The organism is Gemmatimonadota bacterium, from assembly GCA_009692115.1.
In the GTDB taxonomy this organism is placed as follows: domain Bacteria; phylum Gemmatimonadota; class Gemmatimonadetes; order Gemmatimonadales; family GWC2-71-9; genus SHZU01.
In genome coordinates this window covers 68467-93964 of the sequence record SHZU01000007.1, presented here as the reverse complement: position 1 = coordinate 93964, position 25498 = coordinate 68467, and the positions used below count along the sequence as shown (strand labels likewise).

Here is a 25498-nt window from a genome sequence, read left to right as displayed (position 1 = left end):
TCCCGAAGCTCGACGGCGATGACGGTGCCGCTGAACTCATCCGCCGGGTCGCCACTCCCCCCAAGGTCGAGTCCGGGAACGGAGTCGACCCGGTACCACCCCGGCGACCGCGCCGCGGACGAGGTGACGACGGTAATCCCGGCGCTATCCCGCCGGACCGTGGCCGGGCCCGGCGGCGGCGGGGTGTCCCGGCATCGCGACAACCCGACCAACACCACATTGAGCAACCAGATCGTCCTCATGCCGGATGGTAAGATGGCCCCGAGCCGTGGTCAACGCAGCTCTTGCGCCCAAAGGCCTCTTGGCGGTGATTACTTGATCATGCAGAGCGAACTCATCCAGGCCGCCCGTCGCCTCTATCGCAGCCCGGGCTTCAGCCTGACCGCCGCGCTCTCCCTGGCCCTCGGCCTCGGAGCCGCGACCGCCGCTTTCAGTGTCATCGACGCGGTCCGGTTTCGCGCCCTTCCGTTTCGTGACGGCCACCGTTTGGTCATCGTGAGCGAAACCTCGGGTGATCGAGCCGCCCCCTGCGCCGGCGGCTGCGAGGTCGGATACGAGACCTTCGCCAATGTTCTCCAGACCCACTCGTTCACCACCGTCGATTTGGTGGCGGGCTACACGAGCGGCGCCAAGGCCCTCACCTTGGGCACCGAGCCGATCGTCATCCTCGGCGGCGTCGCGACGCAGAGCTTGTTCACGATGCTCGGGACCGAGCCGGAAATGGGCCGAGTCTTTACTGCGCTCGACGACCGGCTCGGCGTGGAACTCGTCACGGTCATCAGCCACGATCTCTGGGTGAACCATCTCGGGCGCGACCCGAAGATCTTGGGCCGGTCGATCAAGTTGTCCGATAGCCGGTACACCGTGATCGGCGTGATGCCGGCCGGATTCCGTCACGAGGTGAACAGTCTGTTCTGGCTTCCGGCGGTCCCGACCCTCGACCCGAGCACCAAGCCCTCGATTCGGACCCTGACGGTGGTGGCCAGGCTCATGTCCGGCGCCACCGTCGAGCAATTCCGGGCCGAACTCGGGGCCATCGACCCGGCCGCCCTCCGCGGAGCCCGGCCACCCACGGCTCCTCCGGTCCGGCTCGACGCGCTCCCGCTCCGGGACCGGTACGCCGCGGCTACCCAGTCCCACGACCTGATCTTCGCGGCGGTCATGGCCTGCATCCTCCTGATTGCGGCGGCGAACGTGGCCAACTTGACGTTGGTGCGGGCCCTCCACCAGCGCCGCGAGTTTGCCGTCCGGTCGGCGTTAGGCGCCGGCGCGGGTCACCTCACCCGTCAATTGATGGCGGAGCAGCTCCTGCTCGTGGCGGGGGCAACGGTGGCGGGCGTGGTGTTCGCCCGCTGGTTGCTCGGCGTCCTGGCGGGTGTCGACGTGCTCCAGTCGCTCCGGCCGGCCGGGATGGACTACCAGATTGATGCCCGGGTCCTCGGGTTCGCGGTGGCCGTGGTGGCCTTGTTCGTGGTCGGCTTGAGCGCGGTCCCGGCCCGGCTGGCCCGGCAACTCGACTTGCATGGGTTCCTCCGTCAGAGCGGATCACAGTTGGCAGGTGGGCGAGTCGGGACCTTGCTGCAGCGGTCGTTCGTCGTGGCCCAAGTGAGCGGGGCCGTGGTGCTGGCCGTCTCGGCCGGACTCTTGGCGAAGACGGTGATCCGCCTCGGGCAGGTGGATCTCGGTTTCGACGCCAGCCACGTCGTGGAGGCATTGCCGAGTTTCCCGCATCCGTGGCGGGCCAAGGAGAAGTTCGTGCCGGTCACCGAACAGATCGCCCGCGATCTTGCCGCCCTTCCTGGTGTTGCCGCGATCGGAGTCCGGGCGGTCGCGCCACTGGGGCCCCGTGGCACTGTGCCGCAACTGACACTCGAGGGATCGGCGACGCCGTTGGCGCCGGCCCTAGTGCCGCCCAGCGGTTGGGCGGTGGACACCGGGTACTTCCGCACCGTCGGCGTCGGATTGGTCCGGGGCCGGGGGTTCGGGAGCGAAGACACCGAGGCGAGCCCGACGAGCATCATCGTCAACGAGTGGGCCGCACGACGGTGGTGGCCTTCCCAGGATCCGTTAGGCAAGGTCATTCAGGTCGACACCGCGCCCGGGTTGCCGGTTCGGCTGGCCGTCGTCGGCGTGATCCGTGACAACAAGGCGGCGCAACCAAACCTCCTCCTGGCCTCGGAGGGACCGGAGCTCTACCGGCCGTTGACCCAGGCGCCCTCGGCCTTTCCGACTTTCCTGATTCGGGCCGGCGGCGGGACGGCGCCGCTCCTCAAGCCGATCCGGGAGACGCTGGCCCGCTTGGTTCCCGACCGGCCCCTCAACGCGACCACGATGACGACACGCGTCGACCAGCAATTGGCCGGTGTCCGCGCCAATGCGTACCAGGTGCTCGGCTTTGCGGCGGTAGGGTTGGCGCTCGCGGTGTTGGGCGTCTACGGCGTGTTGGCGTTTTCCGTGGGCCAGCGAACCCAGGAAATCGGCATCCGCGGCGCCCTCGGCGCCGGCGCCGGTCGAATTCGGAGGATGGTGCTCCGCGATACCGCCATGCTGGCGGCGGCGGGCCTGGCCATCGGCCTGCCGCTGGCGGCGGCCGCGGCACGGTGGTTAAGCGATCTCCTTCACGGAACCAGCCCCACCGATCCGGCGGTCCTGGGCGCGGTCGCGGTCGTTACAATGGTCGCGGCGTTGTTGGCGGGTTACCTCCCGGCCCGCCGGGCGGCCAGGGCCGATCCCTTGGTGGCCCTCCGAAGCGACTAGAAAATCGCTGGCCCAATTCCGGCACCCCGGGGGCCTGCCGCTGGCGCTCCCCGCGGGAACGAGGCATCTTTAGGGTCGTGCCTTCCCTCCACCAGTGACCCGGACATCGATGGCGGAAATCCGCCGCCCTCGGGGCTGGCTCAAACACCTCGCGCCGCTCGACGTCCTCACCATGGTTTACGTGGTGAGTTCGTTTCTGATCGTCACGGTTCAAGCCGCCGGCGCCCACAGCCTGCGGCTTTCGGGCATGATGTTCGGGTCGCTCGTGCTTGCCCACGTCCTGCTGCTCGTGCTGGTGATGTTGGCGGTCGAGGCCCGGCACCGCCGCACCTGTTCGACGCCTTGTTTGCTGGCGGAGTGGTATCCGCTGGTGGTGCTGTTGGCGGTCTATGGCTCACTGGATATCATCAACGGACCCCGGGAAGCCGCCGCAATGTCCTACGACGCGGTCGTTCAGCGCTGGGAACTGGTCACCTTTGGTCGTCAGCTCGCCCATGACTGGAGTCGGTCCCGGAACGGGAGTGCCATCGCCACGTGGCCGCTGTCTCTGGCGTACCTCGCGTTCTTTCCGATGGTCATCTCGGCGCCAGCGGTGCTCTGGTGGCGAGGCCATTTCGAACGGGCTCGGCAGACCATCTTCGGCATTTCGCTGGCTTTCTTCACCTGCTATCTCGTATTTCTTCTCTTCCCGGTTGCCGGACCGAACTACTTGTGGGGCTGGCCGACGGTCAGCGGCCAGGCCAATCTCCCCGCCCAGATGGTCCGCGACCTCATTGACCTGGGCGACTCGTGGGGGTCGGCCTTTCCGTCGAGCCACGTCGCCGGTTCGATGGCGGCCGTGCTCCTGGCTTTTCGAAACTGGCGCCCCCTCGGCTGGACTCTGCTCCCGTTTGCGATCGCGATTCTCATCGGCGTGGTCTACTTCCAAGTCCACTATGCCGTGGATGTGGTGGCCGGACTGACGATTGCCGTGCTCGCCACCATGGCCTCTTCCCGCCTCTGCCCCTTGGCTCGCCCCGCGATATGAGCCGGACCGTCCGCCTCCTTGCGATCCTGGCGGGGATGGCGGTGCTGGTTCTGCTGGTGTGGCAGGTTGGACTCGAGGCCCTGTGGTCGGGGTCCCGTGCCGTCGGATGGCTGTTGATCCCGATTCTCCTCTTGCACGCGGTCGTGTACGGTCTCAACGCCGTCGCATGGTGGATTACCCTTGCCCACGAACCGAACGGCCCCGACTTCCTGACCGTGTTTCGGATTACCGTGGTCGGTTTCGCCATCAACTTCATTTCGCCGGTGGTCAATGCCGGCGGTGAGCCGTACCGGGCCGCCGCCCTTTCCGCCTGGCTCGGCACCCGCCGGGCCGCCGGCTCCGTGCTCCAATACGCTCTGCTTCACGCCATCAGCTCCCTCTTGATGTGGCTGACGGCGGTGGGTTTTGCCCTGTTGGTCGGCCAGATCAGCAGCAGTATTCGCCTGGCCCTGGCCGGATCCGCCACCGGGATTTCGATCGCGCTCGCGCTGGTCCTCACCGGACATCGCCACGGCTTCGTCGGCAGCCTCGCGACCGGGCTGGCACGGCTTCGCCTCGGACGTTTCTCACACTGGCTAGTGGCCCGGGAAGCGGCGTTCGCGGCAGTCGACGACCAGGTCACGACCCTGCATCGGGAGCGGCCCGGGCGGTTGGCGCTCGCCGTACTGGTGGACTATCTGTCACGGTGGGTGGCGGCCGTTGAGCTGCTGCTGGTAGCCTACGGATTGGGCATCGCCGTCAGCATCCCGGCGGCCATGATGATCTCCGGCCTGTCGGCCCTCGCGGTGAACCTCCTCTTCATGATGCCCTGGGAACTCGGATCCCGTGAGGGGTCGCTCTATGTGTTCTTTGCCTTGGCCGGGGTGCCAGCGTCGGTCGGACTGGTCGCGGCGGTGGTTACCCGGATCCGAGAGTTTGTCTGGTGCGGGCTCGGACTGGCCCTTGCCGGACGATCGAACCACCCGAACCCCGAGCCACCAGCTTCGAACTGACCGCTAGCCCCGCCGCGCCGGCGCCGGGCCCGCCACCGATTCAAAATACTCAGCCATCCGTTTCCGAACCGACTCGTCGGGCAATCGCCCCATCGCGGCACCCATGTTGTCGCGCATGTTGGTCGGCTTGCTGGTACTCGGGATCGCCGCGGTGATGGCCGGGTGACCGATGACGAACTTGAGGAAATATTGAGCCCAACTGTCGACGTCGATGTCCTTGGCCCACTCCGGCAACGGCTTCCCGGCCACCCGGGAAAACAGCGACGCCCGCCCGAACGGCAGCGCGACGAGGACTCCAATCTTCCGTTGCAGCGCCAACGGCAAGATCACGTCCTCGACGTTTCGATTGGCGATTGAATAGTCGATCTCGATGAAGTCGAGCGGTTCGTTCCTCATGATCGACTCGAGTTCGGCGTACTGGCCGTCGCTCGTCGTGGTCACGCCCAAATATCGGACCCGTCCCTGCTGCTTCAATTCCTTCAAGACCCCGAGTTGGGTGGGCATGTCGCCGAGGTTGTGAACTTGGATGAGGTCGATTTTGGGTTTCTTGATCCTGGCAAACGAGGTTTCGATTTGCGCCAGGGCCGCCGCCCGGTCGGCCGATCCGCCGCGGCTTGCCACGTTGACCTTGGTGGCCCAGAACACTTTGTTGGCGACACCGAGTTCCTGGACGATGCCCCCGGCGACCTCCTCGGAGGCGCCGTAACTCGGGGCGGTGTCGAACACCGTGCCGCCGAGATCGACCATCGTCTTCATCACCTCCCGAATCGCCGAAACGTCCTCGCTCCGGGCCACTTGGGAAAACGTGGCCGAGCTTCCGAGACCGACCACGGGAATGGCCTCGCCGGAGGACGGAATCGGGCGGGTGATCAGCTTTTTCCCTTGGGCCAGCAACACCCGGAGGTCCACGGCGAGGGCGGCGGCAACTCCAGCAGTCAGACCAACCCACTCACGGCGACTTTGCATCAGACTCTCCAGCAAGGGTCATGAAAAAGGTACCGCAAGCCTCGAGGCTCGGGCGACTGCCCCATCAGAGCCACGCGGGCAGCCGCCCGACTCCAGGCGCCCCCAGGAATCGGGTCATTCGTTCGAGTTCCGCTCGAATCGCGGTTCGGAGATCCGGCTCGACGATTCGCCCGGCCACCAAGCCGATGTCGACATCGAGGCAGCCTTCGCGCACCGAAAGGTTTCCCCACCCGATGACAGCGTCCCGCCACAAGAGCGGCAACGCGTAGTACCCGAGTTTTCGCTTGGGTGCCGGCGTATAGGCCTCGAACCGGTAGGCCCAGCCCCAGAACAGTTCGAACCGCCGACGGTCCCACACGACGGGATCGAACGGGGCCAACAACCGGGCCTCGTCGAACCGCGCATCGGGTTTCCACGGTACTGATTCATCCGCGGGCCAATACCAATCGATACCATCGATCCTGGCCCGGGCCAGTCTGGCCTTGGCCCGGTCGAGCGCGCCCTTCCGTTCGGGTCCGAGTTGCGGGGCGCCAAACCGAAGCCGGCTCACCAGCCCACTCAGACTGGCCGCCGGCAGCGGAGCGTACTGGTTGACGACGACATCCACCAACTCGTCCATCGCCTGCCGGCGAGACTCGGCGTCGGTCGGCCGGACCGGATGGGTATGGGCGGCATAGATCCGGATCCCGCTCTCCCGCCGCACCACCCGGAGCAACCCTTGGTAGTGCAAGTTGTTGAGGAGGTGCGACGTCGCGGTCGAGGAGCCGCCCCAATAGTTGGTGACCCGGCCGTGCCCGAAGTGCTCATCGACTTCGCGGGGATGAACCGGTCCGTGTTCCCGGACAAAGCCCACCAGCTCCCGACTGCGTTTCTTGGTGCTGACCCGCCAGGCCGCCGGAGCCACCCGCGGGTGCATCAACGCCTGCAAGGCGCGAGGCAGGAACCCGTAGTTGACGAAGAAATCCTCTTCGATGTCGAGTTTGGCGTAGCGTCGCTCGAGATCGCCGACCGTGTAGCCAGTAACTCGGTGGCGGAGCGTCAGGTCCTGGGCCCGGGCCGGCGCCCGGATCGGATCGGCTTGCACGAAACCGAGTTTGGTAATGGCGCGGCCGAGCGTGGTGGGCGGAAACAGCGAACGAGCCACGGCGTAACGCCGCAGGCGATCGAGAGATATCACGACCGGCGAATTACGAAACCCCGATCGATCTCCGCAATCGATCGGGTCCCGCTTTGGCGCATGATGGTCTTGAGTTCCCGGCGAAGGAGCTCGAGCACCATTTCGACGCCCGGCTGACCAAAGGCGCCCAAGCCCCAGAGATACGGCCGGCCGATCCCGACACCGCGGGCACCGAGGGCCAGGGCCTTGAACACGTCGGTGCCGCGGCGAAACCCGCCGTCGATCATGACCGGCATTCGGCCGGCAGCCCCTTCGAGGACTTCCGGCAACGCTTCGACGGTCGATCGGTTGGCGTCTTCAGCTCGGCCACCGTGATTCGACACGACGATGGCGTCGATCCCGTGGCGGACGGCCAGGGCCGCGTCTTCCTTGGTCAGGATCCCCTTGAGGATCACTTTCATCCGGCTCATGTCCCGGATTCGTTTGATGGATTCCCACGTCAGCACCGGGGGGTGGAGCGCCGTGACCCGGCTCAAGTCGAGCCCAGAGAACATCGGCTTCCGGCGCATCCGGTTGGCGTAGCGGTCGCTATCGTGGCAGGCGGTGCACTGCCGGGTATCGGCCCGGGCGCCCCGGACCTCCGTCTCCCGGTTGCTGCCCTCTTTGAGATCCACCGTCACCACCAGGGCCGGCGACCCCGCCCGCTCGGCGCGTTGGACCATGGCCCGGGCCACGTCCCAGTCATTGGTTGGGTAGAGCTGAAACCAGACCGGCGCCCCGCGGGCTTCGGTGACCTCTTCGATGGAACTGGTGGCCACCGTGGAGAGCACCAGATGGTAGCCCTTGGCCAAAGCCGCGCGCGCCACGGCCATTTCGCCGTCGGGATGAAACGCCTTGCCGCTGCTCGTTGGAGAAAGGAAGATCGGGGTTTCCCACGACGCGCCGAGCACCCGGGTGGTGGTGTCGATCACACTGACGTCCCGGAGCCGGCGGGGGCGCAAGGCAAACCGGCTGAAGCCTTCGCGATTGGCGCGGACGGTGCCATCGGAATCGACCCCCGTGGCGAGGTACGCCCAGTGCGCCGGTGGGATGGCATTCCGGGCCACCGGCTCGAAGTCCATCACGTTGAGCGCCTGCTCGGGCGCCGTGATCAGCGCGGGCTCCTGAAACACCGAGTCGAGGGCGCGCTCCGGATCGCGGCCGAAAAAGATCCGGCTTAGACTGTCCGTCGAAAGCCCCGAAGGCAAAAGCGGACTCGCGGCGAGGAATCGCAAGAATTGGCGGCGGTTGGCGGTCCCGTCCCCGGTCATAGCGCCTGCGCCGCTTGCCGGGCCAGGACCGCCACCCGCTGGTTGAACGACGCAAACCGCTCGTCGCTGGTGAATCCGCGGACGTAGCGGGCATAGATCTGCTGGAGGATGACCGCCAGTTTGAACACGCCGAAGACGTAGTAGAAGCGGAGATTTCCCACCGTGGCTCCGGCCTGCTCGGCGTACCGGTCCGCGAACCGCTGCCGCGTCCACATCCCGGGCGCGAGAGGCCCCATGGCGGCGGCCCGAAACGGCGCCGGATCGCCCGGCTCGAGCAAGTAGGCGAGCGCGGTGCCCAGATCCATCAACGGATCGCCGATCGTGGCCATTTCCCAATCGAGCACCGCTTCCACCCGGCCCAGGTCGCCGGCGGCCAGCATCACGTTGTCGAACTTGAAGTCGTTGTGAATGACCGCGGCGGCGCGATCCGCCGGCATGTTCTCCGCCAGCCACCGCCCGACGGCGTCGAGGTCGGGCACCGCCTCGGTCTCCGCTTTGGCATATCGCTCAGTCCACCCTTTGACCTGGCGGGCCACGTACCCGTCAGGTTTGCCGAAGTCGGCCAAGCCAATGGCCCGATAGTCGAGGCGGTGGAGGGCCGCGAGGGTATCCGCCATGGCTTGGCAGAGCCGGCCCACCAGAGCCTGATCGGTCATGAGTTCGGACGGAAACACCTGACGGAGCACGACGCCATGACGCCGTTCCATCAGATAGAAGGGCACCCCGAGCACCCCGAGATCCTCGCAGTAGAACAGCGGCCGGGGCGCCGGCCCGAACACCGGCGCCAAGGCGCTCAGGATTTTGAATTCGCGGCCCATGTCGTGGGCCGATTTGACCTGGTTGCCGAACGGCGGGCGCCGGAGCACATAGTCGAACCTGTCGACACTGACGAGGTAGGTCAGGTTGGAATGGCCGTGGCGGAATTGGCGAATGACCGGGTCGCTCCGGAGTCCTGGTTGCTGGGTTTTCAAATAGGCCGCGAGCGCACTCTGGTCCAGCTCTTCGCCCGGCCGGATCGAATCGGCGGCATTGGGCAAGAGACTCACGCCTGCTCCTCGAGTCGTTGGTGCAGGCGCTGCATGCCCTTGATCCAGCGGTCCCGGTCGGCCGCCTTCCGGGCGATGTATTCGCGGACCTGGGGATGCGGCAGGATCAGAAATGTCTCCACCTCCATGCCCCTGACCACCGCCTCGGCCACCGCCTCGGGCTCGATGGCCTCGGGCGACAAGAGCGCCGTGATCCGCTCGTCACTGAAGGTGAGCATCGGGGTCTTGACGCCTAACGGGCAGACACAGGACACCCGTACCCCCAGGGCGCCGTAGGTTACCGCCAGCCATTCGGCAAAAGCCACGGCGGCGTGCTTGGTCACCGCGTACGGAGCGGAGCCGAGCTGGGTCAACAGACCGGCCGCCGAGGCCACGTTGACGAGGTAGCCTTGGCCGCGGCGGATCATGTCGGGCACCAGCACCCGGGCGACCCAGACGTGCGCCATCACATTGATGTCCATGATCCGGCGCCATTCGGCGTCGGGCGTCTCGGGGCCGCCGCCGATGGCGATGCCCGCATTGGAGACGAACACGTCGATCGGGCCGACCCGTTGCTCGACCTGAGCCACCAGCGCAATCAGATCCCGTTCCTGGCTCACATCGGTCCGGAATGCCACGCCATTGATGGCCGCCGCCACCGCTTCGGCACCCGGCAGGTCTACATCGGTCACGACCACCCGGGCCCCCTCGGCGGCAAACCGATGACAGAGGGCCCGGCCGATGCCGCTGGCGCCCCCGGTGACCACCGCCACCCGGCCGTCGAGTTTCATGACTTCGGGGTCCACTTCCGGAGTTCGAGCTTGGCCACCGACTCGCGGTGCACCTCATCGGGGCCATCGGCCAACCGAAGGGTCCGGGACTGGGCCCAGGCATAGGCCAGGAAGGTGTCCTGGCTGACCCCCATGCCGCCGTGCGCCTGGATGGCCCGGTCGAGCACCTGCAAAGCAACGTTAGGCGCCACCACCTTGATCATCGCGATTTCGGCGCGGGCCGCCTTGTTGCCGACGGTGTCCATCATGTGGGCCGCCTGGAGCGTCAAGAGGCGGGCCTGATCGATCTCGATCCGGGAATCGGCGATGTCGCGGCGGATGGTGCCCTGATCGGCAATCCGTTTGCCGAAGGCGGTCCGCTGATGGACCCGGCGGCACATCAATTCGAGGGCCCGCTCCGCCACCCCGATCAGCCGCATGCAGTGGTGAATCCGCCCGGGACCGAGCCGCCCTTGGGCAATTTCGAACCCGCGGCCTTCGCCCAGCAGGAGATTCGAGACCGGGACCCGGACATTGGTAAACGACACCTCGCCGTGTCCGTGGGGGGCGTCGTCGTAGCCGAACACCGTCAGCATTCGTTCGATCGTGACGCCGGGGGCGTCGGTCGGCACCAAGATCATCGACTGCTGGAAATGGGTGGCGGCGTCGGGGTTGGACCGGCCCATGACGACCAAAATCTTGCAGCGGGGATCGCCGGCACCGGAGGTCCACCACTTCCGTCCGTTGATGAGGTAACTGTCGCCGTCCTTGGCGATGGACGCCCGGATGTTGGTGGCGTCGGAACTGGCCACCTCGGGCTCGGTCATGGCGAAGGCGCTGCGGACCTCGCCATTCAGCAGCGGGTCGAGCCAGCGGCGCTGGTGCTCTTCGGTTCCGTAGCGTTCGAGGACTTCCATGTTGCCGGTGTCGGGGGCGGAGCAGTTGAACGGCTCCGACCCGATCGGCGAGCGACCCATGACCTCACAGAGCGAGGCGTATTCGAGGTTGGTGAGGCCGGCGCCGTGTTTGGAATGAGGGAGAAACAGGTTCCAAAGGCCGGCGGCGCGGGCTTTGGTCTTGAGATCCTCGACCACCGCCGTGGGGTGCCACCGCCGGGCGGCGACCTCGGCGTGAAAGATGGCTTCGTTGGGATAGACATGCTGATCCATGAAGGCGATCAGCCGGCCGCGAAGGTCAGCGGCCCGGGGCGAGAGTTCGAAGGCGGTCATCCGCCAAACTTATCTCGCCCGCCGGGCCCGCGCGATGCTTCTCTGGGCTATCGGATCCCGGCGCCGCGCCGGCCCCCGACGCGTGACGGACCGGAGCTTCGGAGCCCGCCCGGTGTTGACGGGGAGGTTCGGTTGATTGCCACCCCGTGGTTGCCGTGGGCACCCGGGCGATCGAGGTCGCAGTCATCGTCCACTCCGCCGCGGCCGCCCCGAATCAGAATCGTCGGACCGCGCCGAGCGGTGAATCCCTCTGACCCATCGATGGCTGGGTAGTCGCCGCCGGGGGCCTGGAACGACATCGGCAGCCCTCGGTCCCGGATTTCCACGATCTCGTCGGCGGGAGCGGCCGATGACTCCGATGTGACGGCGGACGGCCCACCGACCGGCTGGATCGTCAGTTCGGCAACGGCCGGCACGACGGCCGGTTCGACCGGGGCGGGTTCGGTTTGCGGCGCTGGAAGGGGCTGGTCCGCCAGGACGCGCTCGACCGGCCGGTTCCTAGGTGCCCGGGGCGGGCGGCCGGCCTCAAGGTCCGAGATCCCGGCGGCTGGGTTGGCGGGGGCTTCGATCAGCTGAAGGTCGCGAGCGGACTTCGCGCCGGTAGCGTCTTCGGGAGACCGGGCGGGCGTGGAACATGCGGCTAGCCAGCCCGCGGCGACCAGGCTCGAAACGATGACGGCTTTCATGGATGCCCTCAGTTGGAGATCACCGAGCAATGTATCGTATCAGGCAGCTTTTGGCTCGATCGCATTTGCCGCGCCAGGCGGTAAGTTGAGATAGCGCATACCGCCGGTTGGCGTCCAACCGGCTCTCCTGTCACCACCATGGTACACCGATCGTCTCTTCGGAGGGACACATGACCAAAGAGTGGGGCCGCCCCGGGCTCGGGTTTTTGCTGGCCGCGCCCCTGCTAGTCGGCTGCCAGGGTCCGAGCGTCGGGGGGCCGGATGCGGCCCTTGCCGACACTCTCAAGGCCCGGATCGAGACCGCCTACGACTTTACCAAGCCGGGTGTCGCCGGGCGGATGAACGCCCTGTACCCGGATTCGGGCCGGGTCGTTTCGGCCAGCGGCGGCCAGATCGTGGCGTCGACCGATTCGATCCGGGCCGGCATCGCGGCCTTCTGGGCCAATGCCGGGCAGAACATGCGGGACGCCGAATGGGTCTGGGGTGAGGTCTACGTCGACCGACTCGGCCCGGACGCCGGGGTCCTCACGGCGACTTGGTCGATCCCCCATATCGCACCGACCGGGAATCCCCACACGATCCTGGGTGCTTGGACGGCGGTCTTTCGCCGACTCGGCGGGAACTGGATGATCGTGGCGGAGCATCTCTCGGTTCCGCCGGCCTGACAGTTGACTACTTTGCAATACAAAGAACTTGACAACTAGTAGAACTTGTCAGATGTTCGCTCCATGAGCGAGGAATCGGTGAATCCAAGCCCGGGACCGAGTGCCGCGGCCGGCGGGCCCATCATGCGTTGGGCCCTGGCCGCAGCGGTGGCCGGCTTCGGAAACTGGGTGTTGTACGATGCCCGCCCCGGAATCAACTGGACCCTGTGGACCGGCGCCGCCGTGGCCGGCCTCTTGGCGTGCTCCCGCCCGCACGGCCAGCCGCCGCGGTCCATCCTGATTCTGGGCGGCGCTTCGGTCGTGATTGCCGGAGCGACGGCGGTGACCGCCAGTCCGGACCTCTGGAGGCTGATCGGCCTGGCCATCGTCTTCCTCTTGGCGATCCAGATGTTGCTGACCGCCAACCCTTCTCCCCGATCGATCACCGCCCGGTTCGCGGCGACCGCGCCGCTGGTGGCCATCGGGATCGCGGCGGTGCAGGCAATGCGCCAGGGCGTCGACGCAACCCACGTCATCCGGTCGACCCGGGCGCGGGCGCGGGTCCGGGGCCTCGCCATCACCCTGCCGGTCTTGGTCGGCTTTGCGTTGCTGCTCGCGGCGGCGGATCCGGTCTTCGCCGCATGGCGGGACGCGGTCGGAGACCTGGTGAGCCGGGAATTCGGGCCGCGCGTGGTGTTTTTCGGAGTCCTCCTCGTGATCGTGCTCGGTGCCTATGGATACGCGTCGATCGAGTCGGGACGCTCCCCCGCGATGGAGGACAAGGCCCCCGAGAAGTGGCTGGGATCGACCGAGCGATTGATGCTGCTCGCCGGCGTCGCCGGACTGCTCTGGCTGTTCCTGGCGGTGCAGTTGGGCTACCTCTTCGGCACTCTCCCGGAAACACCGGCCTCCGGGGTGACCTTTGCGGAGTATGCCCGACGAGGCTTCGGCGAGTTGTCCGTCGTCGCCTCCGCGAGTGCGCTGCTGATCGTTGCCTCGGAGCGTTATGGCAATGATGAGGGGCGTGAGCGCCTCCTCCGCCTTGTGACCTTCGCGGTCATCGCGGCGGTGATGTTGCTGCTCGGCTCGGCCTTCCGACGAGTGTGGCTGTACGAGGCGGCGTACGGATTCACGACGGCAAGGCTGTATGCCCAGGCCTACATGAGCGCGGTCGCCGGGGGCCTGGTGATACTGGCACTCGAGGTCGCCGGGGACTTCGATGCCGGCCGGCTTTTCCGCCGCGCCACGGCGGTGGCCATGATCCTCTTCATCGCGCTCATCTACTGGAACCACGAGGCTTGGATCGCCAACCGGAACATCGACCGATACACGGACACGGGCAAACTCGACGTTGCCTATCTCACGCGGGGCCTGTCGTCCGACGCGATCCCAGCGATTGTGGCGCGGCTCCCTTCGCTTCCTGAGCCGATGCAGTCCGAGATCCGCCGGGACGTGGGCGAGGAGTTTGCCAAACGGACGGAAGGCCGTCCGCACCGCTGGTTCGAGTGGAATTGGGCCACTGGCCGGGCCCGCCAGGCGCTAGGCGCGAACGGCGTGTCGCCCTAGAGGAAGTTGGTGGCGCGCCCGGTCCCGTCGCGACCCCAGAACGCCACATCCCATCCGCGATTGCCACCCATTGCCGGCTCGACCGGGAGAAACGATCGTCGCCCAACGGAAGCAGCTCGGTGGCCACGGCATTGCTGCTGCCGGCCCCCGAGATCGACTGCACCGTCAGCTTGCCGCCGACGGCGGTGGAGATCGACTTCGAGCCGAAGGCCTCGAAGGTCCCGACGTAGCGGGCGGGATCCATCGGGGCGCGGGGGACCGCCTCGGGGGTCAGTTGCTTCGGCTTGGCGATCCCGAACATCTCGGGCAGCTCGGCGTCGAAGATCCAGTTCGCCAACGGGTAGCCCTGGTTCGGCACATTCGCGGCCGAGGTGCCGGGCGTGGCGCCATCGAACACAAAGTGTCATATTACAACAACTTACGATAGACCAACCGAACGAACAACTGACTGGAATTCGGGCGAAGCAGGGACGACCAGTGGTTGCCACGTTTCCCGGCGGCCGAGGCCGTTCGCTTGACCCGGCCCGGCTGAACTCTTAGTTCTCAGTCCGATGCCATTCGCCACCTACACCAACTTCGAACGAGACGAGTGGGCCCCGCTCCGGTTCAACACCCCCCTCACCTTGACCGAGGCGGACCTGGCTGAGCTTCGGGGCGTGAACGACCAGCTCTCGATGCGGGATGTCGAGGAAGTCTACCTTCCCCTTTCGCGGCTTCTCAACCTCCATGTGGCCGCCACCCGCGACTTGGCCCGGGTGGCCGATATTTTTCTCGGCAAGACGGCCGGCCGGAAGCCCTATATCATCGGGATTGCCGGCAGCGTGGCGGTCGGGAAGAGCACCACCGCCCGGGTCATGCAGGCGCTCCTAGCCCGATGGCCTGACCACCCGACGGTCGAGCTCATCACCACCGACGGCTTCCTGTACTCCAACGCCCAGTTGGAGGAGCGGGGGTTGATGCAGCGCAAAGGCTTTCCGGAGAGCTACGACGTTCGGCGCCTGGTCCAGTTCGTGGCCGACGTGAAGGGTGGTGCCCCCACGGTTGCAGCTCCGGTGTACTCGCATCTGGTGTACGACATCGTGCCCGGGGCCGAGGAAGTGGTCCGCCAGCCCGACATTTTGATCATCGAGGGCCTCAACGTGCTCCAAGGCGCCGACGGCCGCTTGGGCGACGGTGACCGGCCCTTCGTGTCGGACTTCTTCGATTTCTCGATCTATGTCGACGCCGACGAGACACACATCCGGCAATGGTTCCTGAGCCGGTTCCAGCGGCTTCGGGACACCGCGTTTCGCGACCCCAAATCCTTCTTCCGCCGGTACGCCGAGATGAGCGACGCGGAGGCGCTGGCGTTTGCCGGCCGGGTCTGGACCGAGATCAATGGCCGGAACTTGCAGGAGAACATCGAGCCCACCAAGGAGCGGGCCCATCTGATTTTGGAAAAGGGCGCCGACCACAGTGTGACCAGAGTGAGACTCCGGCGTCTCTAAACGAAACCTCGGAGCCCAAGGCCCCGTACACACCAGTTCACAACCGCCCGTCCTGACTGAAAGGAATTTGATGCGCTCCCTCGACCTCGTCGCCATCCTCCTCACTGGCGCCATCTCCGCTACCCTGGCATCATCGGCCGCCGCCCAAGCCGCCGCGCCTGCCGCCACCGCGGCCGCCAATCCGAAACTTCTAGGCACCTGGGAAGGGCCTTACACCACCGACGGGCCCTCGGGCACCATGACCGTCACCCTCGCCAAGGACGGTACGGGCTTCAAGGTCACCGCCTCGTTAGGCGGAGGCGAGGCCCCGGCCCCCGGCGAGCCCCGGGACCTGGTAATCGATGGCGACACCGTCACCTGGAAGCAGGTCTTCGGCGAGTACGACGTGACGTTTAAGGCCACCCTTAGCCCCGACGGGGCCCAGGTTACCGGTACCCTGGAAGCGATGCAGGGCGGGAGCTTCGTTGGCGGGGGGAGCTACACGCTGGCCAAGAAATAGCAAAAAAGGGCCGGGGCGAGCAGACGCTCGCCCCGGCCCTTCGCTGGTTTCACCCCGCCCTATTGTCGCAGCCGGTTGGTCTTGAGCAAGATCGCACCGGACTCGTGCCCCGCCCCGTACCGCCCCGACGCGTCGGTCCCGTTCATATAACGGATTTCCGCGACCTCGGCGACTCGAATGTTTTTGAGGTTCTCGACGCTTTCCTGCTTGACGTCATCGACGTAGGCCACCGGGCCCGACTTTTTGTTGGCTTCGTCAGCCATCATCCGGTCCCGATCGGCATTGGCGGTTTGGGACGCGGCGTCGATGGATCCCGTCGGGTTGTCCTCGCTCCCGGTGTTGCGGCTGGACGGCCGGGAGGCCGCCGATCCGAACGAAGCCGACCCGAGGCCTCCCTTGGAGCGGGCGGTCTTGAGCCACTGGGGCCGCAGGAGCCGAACCGCGTCATGCACGGTCGAGATATCCTCCCGCTCCTTGATTTCCTCGACAGTGATGAGATACCGGTCCTTCTTTTGGGCGGCGGCGGCCGTGCTGCCGACCGTCAGTCCGGATCCCGCGATGACCAACGCCAGCCCGATCTTCTCGATCATGAAGCCTCCCCTGGAGCCGAGTTTTCCGCCTGATGCCATCTTCAACGTAGCCGTCGGTCGGCCTGGACGTCAACAACCTCGATCCGTTCGATGACGTCGCCCTCGAGGATCTCATCGACGACGTCCATGCCGCGGGTGATCTGACCCCAGACGGTGTAATCGAAATCGAGCCGGAGGTTGTCGACCAGATTCACGAAGAGCTGGGCGTCGCCGGTGTTCCGGCCCCGAGTCGAAATCCCGAGGGTACCCCGTTCGTGGGAGAGCGGTCCGACTTCGTCGGCCAGGAACCGGGCATCGCCATAGTACTCGTTGGCATTGGGGCTGCCGCCTTGAATCACGAAGTTCGGTTCCACTCGGTGCCAGGTCAGCAAGTCGTAATACCCCTGGCGGGCCAAGGCGACGACCCGGGCGGTGGTGACGGGAGCCAGATCCGGTCGCAGGGTGATCTCGAAACTGCCGCCGCCCGACCCTGGGCTCATGACCACCACGAGCTTGGTTCCATTGGCGGGGACCGAATCCGGGGCCTGTTTGGGTAGCGGGACCAGATTGGCCACCTTGGTCACCCCGGTCCACTTGGTCACCAACCGAGCGGCCCGGTTGGCCACCTCGGGATCGAAATCCCGGAGATAGGGCTCGAGGTTCGCCGCCAAGCCCGGGTCACCGAGCTCACCTAACCGGTCCAGGATCGCGACTCGGGGATCGCGGGCGTTCTCCCGGCGTTCGGCCGTGAGTCGGCGGAGGGCCGCCACCAGCGATCCAGCCGCCCGGGCGCGATCGGGGGCGCCTTCGAGCAGCTGGGCGGCGGTCATCACGAGTTGGTAGTCGGTCCGGGCCAGCTGGGCGCGGAGCACCGAATCATTGGCGTGACCGCGGACCTTGAGGAGCCCGGTTATCGCGGCGTGGCGCACGTTGTCCTCTGGATCGGCGGCGAGAGCCAAGAGCCGGTCGCCATCACCAACAATGGCCGCCGCGCGGGCGGCATAGGCACGAACCTGCCAGGTTGGATCGGCGGCCAGGCGGCCCAGCAGGGTGGCGGCCCGGGCCGGCGCCGCTTTGACCAAGGCCAGCACGGCATGGGCCCCCCGGTGCCAGCTCGCCAGGCTTTCGATCCGTCCGCGGGGAGAGGCCGCCAGCGAGTCGACGATCCGCCCCAACGCGTCGGCCGCGGCGAGTGAATCCGGACAGGGGTTGGCGAGGAGATCGAGCGCCTCAAGGGCAACAGCGCCGGAACGATCCTTGGTGGCGCGGAGCACCGGACCGCAATCGCCCGATTGGAAATGACGACTGAAGGCGCGGAGCGCCTCGAGCCGGACCCTGGGCTCGGGGTCGGTCATCCCCCGCGTCACGGCATCCCGCCGCTCGGCGAGGTCGGGAGCTGCCGATGCCCACCCGATCGCGAGCCGGCGGACCTCGGGATCGGCATCGGTCAGTGCCTTGGCGAGCAAAGGCTGAGGCCGGCGGCCGGCCCGCGCGAGCGTGGCGACCGCGGCGCGCCGCACTCGGGCTGCCGCCGCCGGATCGCTCCCGCCGGGGTAGAGGGTCAGTTGCTCCAAGCGATCGAGCGCCCCGCTGCTCAAGAACGCCACCCGGCCGTTGATCCGGACAAATGACTCGGCCCCGCGAACGATCTCGACCACCGTGGCGGGGCCGGCGGCCTCCGCCAGCCAGCCGTCGAACAACGCCGCGGTCTTGGCCGCCCGAGCCGGATTGGTCTGGCGGACCCGGCCAAGTGCCCGCGCCGCCGCCGCGAGTTCGAGCGGCCGGGGCCCGAGGGCCAAGAGCAACCCGGCCACGGTATCGGCGGCGGTCGAGTCTTTGGCAAGCTGGGCCAACGCCCAGATCGCTTCGGCTCGAATGGCGGGGTTCGGGTCTTTCAGGTCAAAGGCGACTCGGGGCACGGCGGCCGCCCGTTCAGACCGGCCCAGCGCTCTGATCTCGGCGACTCGGCACTCGGAGGCTCGGCGCTCGGCGCTCGGCGCTCGGCACTCGGCGGGGAGTTGAGTTTGCAGGAACAGCGCGAGGGCGATCATTGGATGCCGACCATGCCTTTGACTGAGAGGCGGAGCTTCTGGGCGTCATAGCCGATGCCGTCTTTGAAGACTAACCGGACGTTGCGGATAACGGCGGGGGTGGCGGCGAGGTTGCCGTCGAGCACCACCAAATCGGCTTGTTTGCCGATGGTGAGGGTGCCGCGCTGGTTGAGTTCGCGGAGGACTTGGGCACCGTTGGCCGAGATGATCTTGATGGCTTCGACCGGGGTGAATCCGGCTTCGATCAGGAGTTCGTAGTTCCGGTGATCGCCGGAGCCGGGCAGGCTTCCGTTGCCCCAGGGATCGACCCCGGCGGCGAGGAGGCCGCCGGCTTGGACCCACTTCCGTTCGAACTGCATCATCTTCTGGAACAGCCGGGGCGAGACGAAACCGTTGCCCTCGTTGGTGGCTTTGAGTTCGGAGAGAACGACGGCCCGGGCGGCCGGGGCGATCATCTCAAGCGCTTCCGGGGGAACCTTGGCGCGGCCGGGCACGAACAACTCATAGACCGATAGCGTCGAGGTCAGCGCCACGTTTCGGGCGAGCAGCTCGCGGATCGTTGAATCGACCGCGGGCGAGTCGACGTCGACGTCGGCTTGGATCCGCATGTTCTTGGGCGAGCACCGGTCGGGCTCGCGGTCCGGGACCCAGTCGCTGTTGGTGATGAACCCGTGTTCGAGGTTGTCGATGCCGAGGGCGGCGGCTTCGCGGAAGCTGACCGAGCAGAGATGGCCGGTGACTCCCATCCCGTGCTTATGGGCTTCCTCGATGGCGGCGCCTAACACGGCGCGGCCGACCCCGCCCTGGAACTTGAGCCAAGTGACGCCTTCGCTGGCGAGGTAGGCCACCACCCGGCGGGCTTCTTCGGGGCTTTCGAGCCGGCGCTCGCGGCCGGGCCCGGGATCGGGACCGTCGAGGTACGGGCCGCTCAAGTGCATCCGGGGTCCGGGGGCCAGGCCCCGGTCGATGTCGCGCTTGGTGTTGATCTCGTCGTACGGCATCTGGGCGCCGGCGGTGCGGACGGTGGTGATGCCGCCGCCGAGATAGAGCCGGGGAGCCGAGACTGCCATCTGGGTCAGGCCGGCGCTCGAAAAGAAGTATTGGTGGGCGTGGAGGTCGTAGAGCCCGGGGATCAGCGTGGTCCCCGTGAGATCATGGACCTTGGCGCCAGGGGGCACGGTGACCAATGCGTCGTCACCGACCGCGGTGATCCGGCCGTCGGTGAAGACCACAGTTTGGTTGTCGCGAACCGGTGCGCCGGTGCCGTCGATTACCCGGACGTGCCGAAGGGCTATGACGGGCGCGTCTTCGACCACGAACTGCCGGGTCAGGGGCGACAGCGTGGGTCGGGGTTGGGCCGCGACTGGAGTGGTCAGGGCGACGACGAGCATCGCCTCCTGGAACGAGGGCATTCTCATGAGGTGGAGAATACCAACAAAATCAGGGTTCCGCGATTCGGCGGGCCTCAGGCCGTCTTGACCGAGGCCGCCAGTTCGAGTCCCAACTCCCGAACCGACACTTCGCGCATTTCGATCTTTCGGATCTTGCCGGTGACGGTCATCGGAAACCCCTCGGAAAATCGGATATACCGGGGAATCTTGAAGGTGGCGATCTGGCCTTTGCAAAACGCTCTGATCTCCTCCTCGGTGGCGGTGTGGCCGTCCTTCAGTTTGACCCAGGCGCAGAGTTCTTCGCCGTACCTCTGATCGGGCACCCCGACGATCTGAACGTCTTGAATTTTCGGGTGCCGATAGAGGAATTCTTCGATTTCTCGGGGAAAGATGTTCTCCCCGCCCCGGATGACCATGTCCTTGATCCGCCCGATGATGTTGACGTAGCCGTCGTCCCGCATCACGGCCAGATCACCGGTGTGCATCCAGCCAGCCCGGTCGATCGCGGCCGAGGTGGCGAGCTCGTCGCCCCAGTAGCCGAGCATCACGAGGTAGCCCCGGCTCAGGAGTTCTCCGGGAATGCCGCGGGGGACCGCTCGCCCGGTGTCGGGGTCGATGATCTTGCACTCGACGTGGGGATGAACGGCGCCGACGGTGGCGGTCCGGTGTTCGAGGTCGTCGGCCTTGCCACTTTGGAACGAGACCGGGGAGGTCTCGGTCATGCCATAGCAAATGGTGACGTCCCGGAGGTACATCCGGGCGATGGTTTCCTTCATCACCTCGACCGGACAGGGTGAGCCGGCCATGATCCCGGTCCGGAGGCTCGAGAGGTCATAGCCGGCAAAATCCGGATGCTGCAGCTCGGCGATGAACATCGTTGGTACGCCGTAGAGCGAGGTGCACCGCTCGGCCTGGATGGCCTCGAGGGTGGCCTTGGCGTCGAACGCGACGTCGGGATAAACCACCGCCGCCCCATGGGTCAGCGCGCCGAGATTGCCCATGACCATGCCGAAGCAGTGGTAGAGGGGCACGGGGACACAGATCCGGTCGGCGGCCGTGTAGCCGCAGCCTTCGCCGACGAAGAACCCGTTGTTGAGAATGTTGTGATGGGAAAGGGTGGCGCCCTTCGGGAAACCGGTGGTGCCCGAGGTGTACTGGATGTTGATCGGGTCGTCGAAATCGAGTTCCGACTCTCGGTCCCGGAGCTTGGCCGCGAGGGCAGGCCCGCCGCCTTCGAGAAACTCCTCCCACCCCAGCATGCCCGCGGAACCCTCGCCGAGGAGGACGGTGGCCCGGAGCGAGGGGAGCTCGGGGGTCACGGCCCGGAGCAGTTCGAGATAGTCGGTCTGCCGGAAGTTCCGGGCGGCCACCAAGACGGTGACGGCCGATTGACCCAGGGCATACTCGAGTTCGTGGCGGCGGTAGGCCGGGTTTACGTTGACCAGCACCGCCCCGATCTTAGCGGTGGCGTACTGGACGATCAGCCACTCGACACAGTTCCCGGCCCAAATCCCGACCCGGTCGCCCTTCTCCACCCCGAGGGAAAGGAAGGCCCGAGCGGCCCGTTCGACCGTTTCGTGGAGCTCGCCATAGGAGAGCCGGACCCCTTGGTGGCAGCTCACGACGGCCAGCGCCGCGGGGGTTTCCCGGGCAACCCGGTCCAATTCCGCCCCGATGGTCCGGCCGATTAGGGGGGCCGTCGAGGGGCCTGAGACGTAGGAAAGTGCCGACATAGAGGGCTCCGAGGGGTTTCCAAGGGGAATTTAGAGGGAAAAAGCCATTTTCCCTATTGTGTTCCTGGAGAGGCTTCTTAGATTTTCTCTCGGAAGTTGAATCCCGTAGTAATTTGCTCGTGTCCTTTTCCCAGGAGAACGCATGGCAGCCAAGAAGAAACCCGCCAAGAAGGCGACCAAGAAGGTGACCAAGAAGGCGACCAAGAAGGCAGCACCGAGGAAGGCGGCGAAGAAGCCGGCCGCCAAACGGAAATAGAGGGCTCCGAGGGGTTTCCGAGGGGAATTTAGAGGGAAAAAGCCATTTTCCCTATTGTGTTCCTAGAGAGGCTTCTTAGATTTTCTCTCGGAAGTTGAATCCCGTAGTAATTTGCTCGTGTCCTTTTCCCAGGAGAACGCATGGCAGCCAAGAAGAAACCCGCCAAGAAGGCGACCAAGAAGGTGACCAAGAAAGCAGCACCGAGGAAGGCAGCGAAGAAGCCGGCCGCCAAACGGAAGCCGTCTGCTGCATTCATGAAGCCGATGAACCTGAGCGAGAAGCTCGCCGTGGTGCTTGGTTCGAAGCCGTTGCCCCGGACCGAAGTCACCAAGAAGCTCTGGGCCTACATCAAGAAGAACGATCTGCAGGACAGGAAGAACCGGCGGAACATCAATGCCGATGCCGCGCTCAAGCCCGTGTTCGGTGGCAAGGCGACGGTCAACATGTTCGAGATGACCAAATTGGTGAGCAAGCACCTGAGCTAACCGCGATTTCTGCGGGGATCACCAGGGGGGGCCGGACGTCTCCGGCCCCTTTTTTTGTCTCGGCACTCGGCGTTAGCGGAGATCGAGGACGCGGCGGGCTTTACCTTGGGAGCGGGCGATGGTGCCGGGGGGTTCGACCCGGACGGTGGTGGCGATGCCGATGAAGGTCTTGATGTCGTGAGCCAGGATTTGGGCGCCTTGCTGGGCGGCGTGGGAGGAGATGGTATCGTCCTTCAGTTCGACCACGACGTCGAGGGTGTCGAGGCGGCCCTCGCGGCGGACCTCCAGCAAATAGTGGGGACAGTAGAGGCCGATCTTGAGGATGTACTCCTCGACCTGGGACGGAAACACGTTGATTCCCCGGATAATCAGCATGTCGTCGCTCCGGCCGGTGATCCGGGCCAGGCGGCGCATCGTGCGGGCGGTGCCGGGCAGCAGGGCGGTGAGGTCGCGGGTTCGGTACCGAATGACGGGTAGCGCTTCCTTGGTGAGCGAGGTCAGAACCAGCTCACCGGCGGTACCATCCGGCAACGGCGTCCCGGTCTGGGGGTCGACGATCTCGGGGTAAAAGTGGTCCTCCCAGAGGGTCAGGCCATCCTTCGTTTCGACGCACTCGTTGGCAACGCCGGGGCCCATCACTTCCGATAGGCCGTAGATATCGACCGCATCGATCGCAAACCGGTCTTCGATTTCCCGCCGCATTTCCTCGGTCCAGGGTTCAGCGCCGTGGATTCCCACCTTGAGCGAGAGCATCCGGGCATCGATCCCGAGCCGCTGGCATTCGTCGCCGATGACCAGCAGGTACGACGGGGTGCACATGATGACGTCGGGGCGGAGATCCTGGATCATCTGAATCTGCTTATCGGTCTGGCCCCCGGACATCGGGATCACGGTACAGCCCAACCGCTCGGCGCCGTAGTGGGCCCCGAGCCCCCCGGTAAAGAGCCCGTAGCCGTAGGTCACTTGGACGATGTCGCCCTTCCGGCCCCCCGCGGCGCGGATCGACCGGGCCACCAGCTTGGACCAGGTCTCGATATCCTTGGCCGTATAGCCAACCACCGTGGGCTTGCCGGTCGTGCCGGAGGAGGCGTGGACCCGGACGACCTGTTCCCGGGGAACGGCGAACATTCCGAACGGGAAGGTCTCCCGAAGATCTTCTTTGGCCGTGAAGGGAAACCGGGCCAGATCCTCGAGGGTCTTGAGATCGCTTGGGTGGACCCCTTGGCGCTCGAACTTCTCCCGGTAGCGGGGCACGTTCTCATAGGCGTGGGCCAGCGACCACCGGAGCCGCTCCAGTTGAAGGGCCGAAATTTCGTCGCGGGTGGCCACTTCAATCCGGTCGAGTTCCTTCTTACTCGGGCCACTGCGGAGCGTCTTGCCGTACCGAATCGTCTCGGCGCGCTTGACGAGCTTGAAGGCGGCTGGCTTAGCCACGGGCAGTCTCTCCGAGTGGCGGAATCCGGTCGGCCCAGGGGCGGGCCTGTTCAAGCTGACCCGCGAGCCGAAACAGGGTGGCTTCGTCGCCCAGCTTGGTCACGAAATGAAGACCGATCGGAAGACCGGAGGCATTCCATTCGAGCGGCACGCTCATGGCGGGCTGCCCGGTGGCGTTGAACAGCGGCGTAAACGGAATCGTCTCGAAGATCTGATCGGCCATCTGGTGGAGAAGGCCGGTCACCTTGACTAACCGGCCCGACCCGATCCGGCCAACGATTTCGAGCGCGGCGCGTTCCGCCGGTTTCGGCTGGAGGGCGCCGATCGGAAAGGGCGGCACTGCCAGGGTGGGTGTGAGCAAGACGTCGTACTGCTCGAAGAACGCTCCGACCTTCCGCCCGACCTGCCCAACGACCCGGAGCGCAATGGCCAGATCCTCGGCGGAGAGCGCTTTCCCGAGCAGGCGGACGGCCCAGGTGGCGGCTTCGAACTCGGTCCGGGTCGGTTTCTTCCCGAGAATCAGGCCGGCATCGTGAACATCGGCGGCGCACTCGGAGCACACCATCGTGACGAACGCATTAGCGAATCCGGCGCCGTCGAAGACGGGTGCTGCCTCGAGGACGTGGTGGCCTAACGATTCCAGCAGGGCCGCCGTGTTGGTCACCGCGGTCACACAGTCCGGATGCGAGGCTTGGCCGAGGAAGGACCTCGTGGTGAAGGCGACCCGGAGCTTGCCAGGCTCTCGGGTCACTTCCTCGAGATAGGGCCGCTCCTGAGCCGGGCAGGCGTAGGGCGCTCCGGGATCGGCGCCGGCGGTGGCGTCGAGTACCGCGGCGCTATCGCGGACGCTCCGGGTAATGACGTGGTCGACCACCGCGCCGTGCCAGAGTTGGCCGACATCCGGGCCGGTTGGATTCCGGCCCCGGCTGGGCTTCAAACCAAACGCGCCGCAGCAGGAAGCCGGGATCCGGATCGAGCCACCGCCGTCGCCGCCGCCCGCGATGGGCACGATCCGGGCAGCCACCGCGGCGGCGGAGCCACCACTCGAGCCGCCGGTGGTGCGGGCAAGATTCCACGGATTCCGGCTCGGCCCAAACCGTTCCGGCTCGGTATACGGAGTGAGGCCGAACTCCGGAGTATTGGTCTTGCCGAACGGGACCAACCCGGCCCGGCGAAACCGCGTCACCAACTCGGTATCGTGATCGGGACGGTAATCGCCGAGGAAGCGGCTGCCGGCCCGATAGGGCTCGCCCTTCACCAACTGGACCAGATCCTTGATCAGGAACGGGACGCCGCCGAGCGGCCCGGCGCCGACCGGGGCGGCCCGGGCAGCGTCGTCCATCCGGTGGATGATGGCATTGAGCATGGGGTTCAGGCGGTCGGCCCGGGCCAGCGCCGCCTCCAGCACCTCGCGCGCGGAGACCTGCCGGGTCCGAATCAGCTCGGCGAGGCCGTGCCCATCGTATCGGTGATAGTCATCAAAAGGCATGGGGTCTCGGCAAAA

The 25498-nt window shown here is 66.3% G+C and carries 21 protein-coding genes; 8 read left to right on the top strand and 13 right to left on the bottom strand.

Annotated features, from left to right (window positions below):
- The first annotated feature begins 18 nt into the window (after positions 1-18).
- The 3 genes from EXR94_09750 (at position 19) to EXR94_09740 (ending at position 4776) form a co-directional block, all read left to right on the top strand.
- Positions 19-2757 carry an FtsX-like permease family protein gene (locus tag EXR94_09750; protein MSR03001.1) on the top strand — a complete coding sequence of 913 codons (2739 nt, stop codon included), beginning with the start codon at positions 19-21 and terminating at the stop codon, positions 2755-2757.
- A 94-nt stretch (positions 2758-2851) separates the two neighbouring features.
- Positions 2852-3784: a phosphatase PAP2 family protein gene (locus EXR94_09745; protein MSR03000.1), complete on the top strand. Its 933-nt coding sequence runs from the start codon at positions 2852-2854 to the stop codon at positions 3782-3784.
- The gene (locus EXR94_09740; protein ID MSR02999.1) at positions 3781-4776 is read left to right on the top strand and encodes a flippase-like domain-containing protein; all 996 of its coding nucleotides are present in this window, start codon (positions 3781-3783) and stop codon (positions 4774-4776) included. The genes EXR94_09745 and EXR94_09740 overlap by 4 nt, the downstream gene beginning before the upstream one ends.
- A 3-nt stretch (positions 4777-4779) precedes the next feature.
- On the opposite strand, the gene EXR94_09735 is transcribed toward EXR94_09740, so the two are convergent.
- From EXR94_09735 to EXR94_09705, 7 genes are all read right to left on the bottom strand, one after another.
- Entirely contained in the window at positions 4780-5742 is a 963-nt protein-coding gene (locus tag EXR94_09735) for an aldo/keto reductase (protein MSR02998.1), read from the bottom strand.
- A gap of 64 nt (positions 5743-5806) precedes the next feature.
- Positions 5807-6919: a winged helix-turn-helix domain-containing protein gene (locus tag EXR94_09730; GenBank protein ID MSR02997.1), complete on the bottom strand. Its 1113-nt coding sequence runs from the start codon at positions 6917-6919 to the stop codon at positions 5807-5809.
- Positions 6916-8169, bottom strand: coding sequence for an alpha-hydroxy-acid oxidizing protein (locus tag EXR94_09725; GenBank protein ID MSR02996.1), 1254 nt, complete (start codon positions 8167-8169; stop codon positions 6916-6918). The genes EXR94_09730 and EXR94_09725 overlap by 4 nt, the downstream gene beginning before the upstream one ends.
- Entirely contained in the window at positions 8166-9206 is a 1041-nt protein-coding gene (locus EXR94_09720; GenBank protein ID MSR02995.1) for a phosphotransferase family protein, read from the bottom strand. The genes EXR94_09725 and EXR94_09720 overlap by 4 nt, the downstream gene beginning before the upstream one ends.
- 5 nt (positions 9207-9211) lie before the next feature.
- Positions 9212-9985 carry an SDR family NAD(P)-dependent oxidoreductase gene (locus EXR94_09715; protein ID MSR02994.1) on the bottom strand — a complete coding sequence of 258 codons (774 nt, stop codon included), beginning with the start codon at positions 9983-9985 and terminating at the stop codon, positions 9212-9214.
- A complete protein-coding gene (locus tag EXR94_09710; protein ID MSR02993.1) occupies positions 9982-11193 on the bottom strand; it encodes an acyl-CoA dehydrogenase in 1212 nt (403 codons plus the stop codon). Before EXR94_09710 ends, EXR94_09715 begins: the two co-directional genes overlap by 4 nt.
- 47 nt (positions 11194-11240) lie before the next feature.
- Positions 11241-11879 carry a hypothetical protein gene (locus tag EXR94_09705; protein ID MSR02992.1) on the bottom strand — a complete coding sequence of 213 codons (639 nt, stop codon included), beginning with the start codon at positions 11877-11879 and terminating at the stop codon, positions 11241-11243.
- A 170-nt stretch (positions 11880-12049) separates the two neighbouring features.
- Here EXR94_09705 and EXR94_09700 point away from each other — a divergent pair, with 170 nt between their 5' ends.
- From EXR94_09700 to EXR94_09685, 4 genes are all read left to right on the top strand, one after another.
- On the top strand, positions 12050-12544 hold the full coding sequence (locus EXR94_09700; protein MSR02991.1) for a hypothetical protein: 495 nt from the start codon (positions 12050-12052) through the stop codon (positions 12542-12544).
- 63 nt (positions 12545-12607) lie between these two features.
- Complete coding sequence (locus EXR94_09695) at positions 12608-14089, top strand: DUF4173 domain-containing protein (protein ID MSR02990.1); 1482 nt, start codon at positions 12608-12610, stop codon at positions 14087-14089.
- Positions 14090-14640: 551 nt separating this feature from the next.
- Positions 14641-15576, top strand: coding sequence for a type I pantothenate kinase (locus EXR94_09690; GenBank protein ID MSR02989.1), 936 nt, complete (start codon positions 14641-14643; stop codon positions 15574-15576).
- A 70-nt stretch (positions 15577-15646) separates the two neighbouring features.
- Entirely contained in the window at positions 15647-16075 is a 429-nt protein-coding gene (locus EXR94_09685) for a hypothetical protein (protein ID MSR02988.1), read from the top strand.
- A gap of 59 nt (positions 16076-16134) precedes the next feature.
- On the opposite strand, the gene EXR94_09680 is transcribed toward EXR94_09685, so the two are convergent.
- The 4 genes from EXR94_09680 to EXR94_09665 are packed head-to-tail and all read right to left on the bottom strand — an operon-like array spanning position 16135 to position 21819.
- A complete protein-coding gene (locus tag EXR94_09680; protein MSR02987.1) occupies positions 16135-16665 on the bottom strand; it encodes a hypothetical protein in 531 nt (176 codons plus the stop codon).
- Between the two features lie 41 nt (positions 16666-16706).
- Complete coding sequence (locus EXR94_09675) at positions 16707-18695, bottom strand: hypothetical protein (protein MSR02986.1); 1989 nt, start codon at positions 18693-18695, stop codon at positions 16707-16709.
- Positions 18692-20113: an amidohydrolase gene (locus tag EXR94_09670; GenBank protein ID MSR02985.1), complete on the bottom strand. Its 1422-nt coding sequence runs from the start codon at positions 20111-20113 to the stop codon at positions 18692-18694. The genes EXR94_09675 and EXR94_09670 overlap by 4 nt, the downstream gene beginning before the upstream one ends.
- Before the next feature lie 47 nt (positions 20114-20160).
- Entirely contained in the window at positions 20161-21819 is a 1659-nt protein-coding gene (locus tag EXR94_09665) for an AMP-binding protein (GenBank protein MSR02984.1), read from the bottom strand.
- A 396-nt stretch (positions 21820-22215) separates the two neighbouring features.
- Here EXR94_09665 and EXR94_09660 point away from each other — a divergent pair, with 396 nt between their 5' ends.
- Positions 22216-22560 carry a hypothetical protein gene (locus EXR94_09660; protein MSR02983.1) on the top strand — a complete coding sequence of 115 codons (345 nt, stop codon included), beginning with the start codon at positions 22216-22218 and terminating at the stop codon, positions 22558-22560.
- 72 nt (positions 22561-22632) lie between these two features.
- On the opposite strand, the gene paaF is transcribed toward EXR94_09660, so the two are convergent.
- Positions 22633-23949: a phenylacetate--CoA ligase gene (gene paaF / locus EXR94_09655; protein MSR02982.1), complete on the bottom strand. Its 1317-nt coding sequence runs from the start codon at positions 23947-23949 to the stop codon at positions 22633-22635.
- 37 nt (positions 23950-23986) lie between these two features.
- Complete coding sequence (locus EXR94_09650; GenBank protein ID MSR02981.1) at positions 23987-25483, bottom strand: amidase; 1497 nt, start codon at positions 25481-25483, stop codon at positions 23987-23989.
- Positions 25484-25498 lie beyond the last annotated feature (15 nt).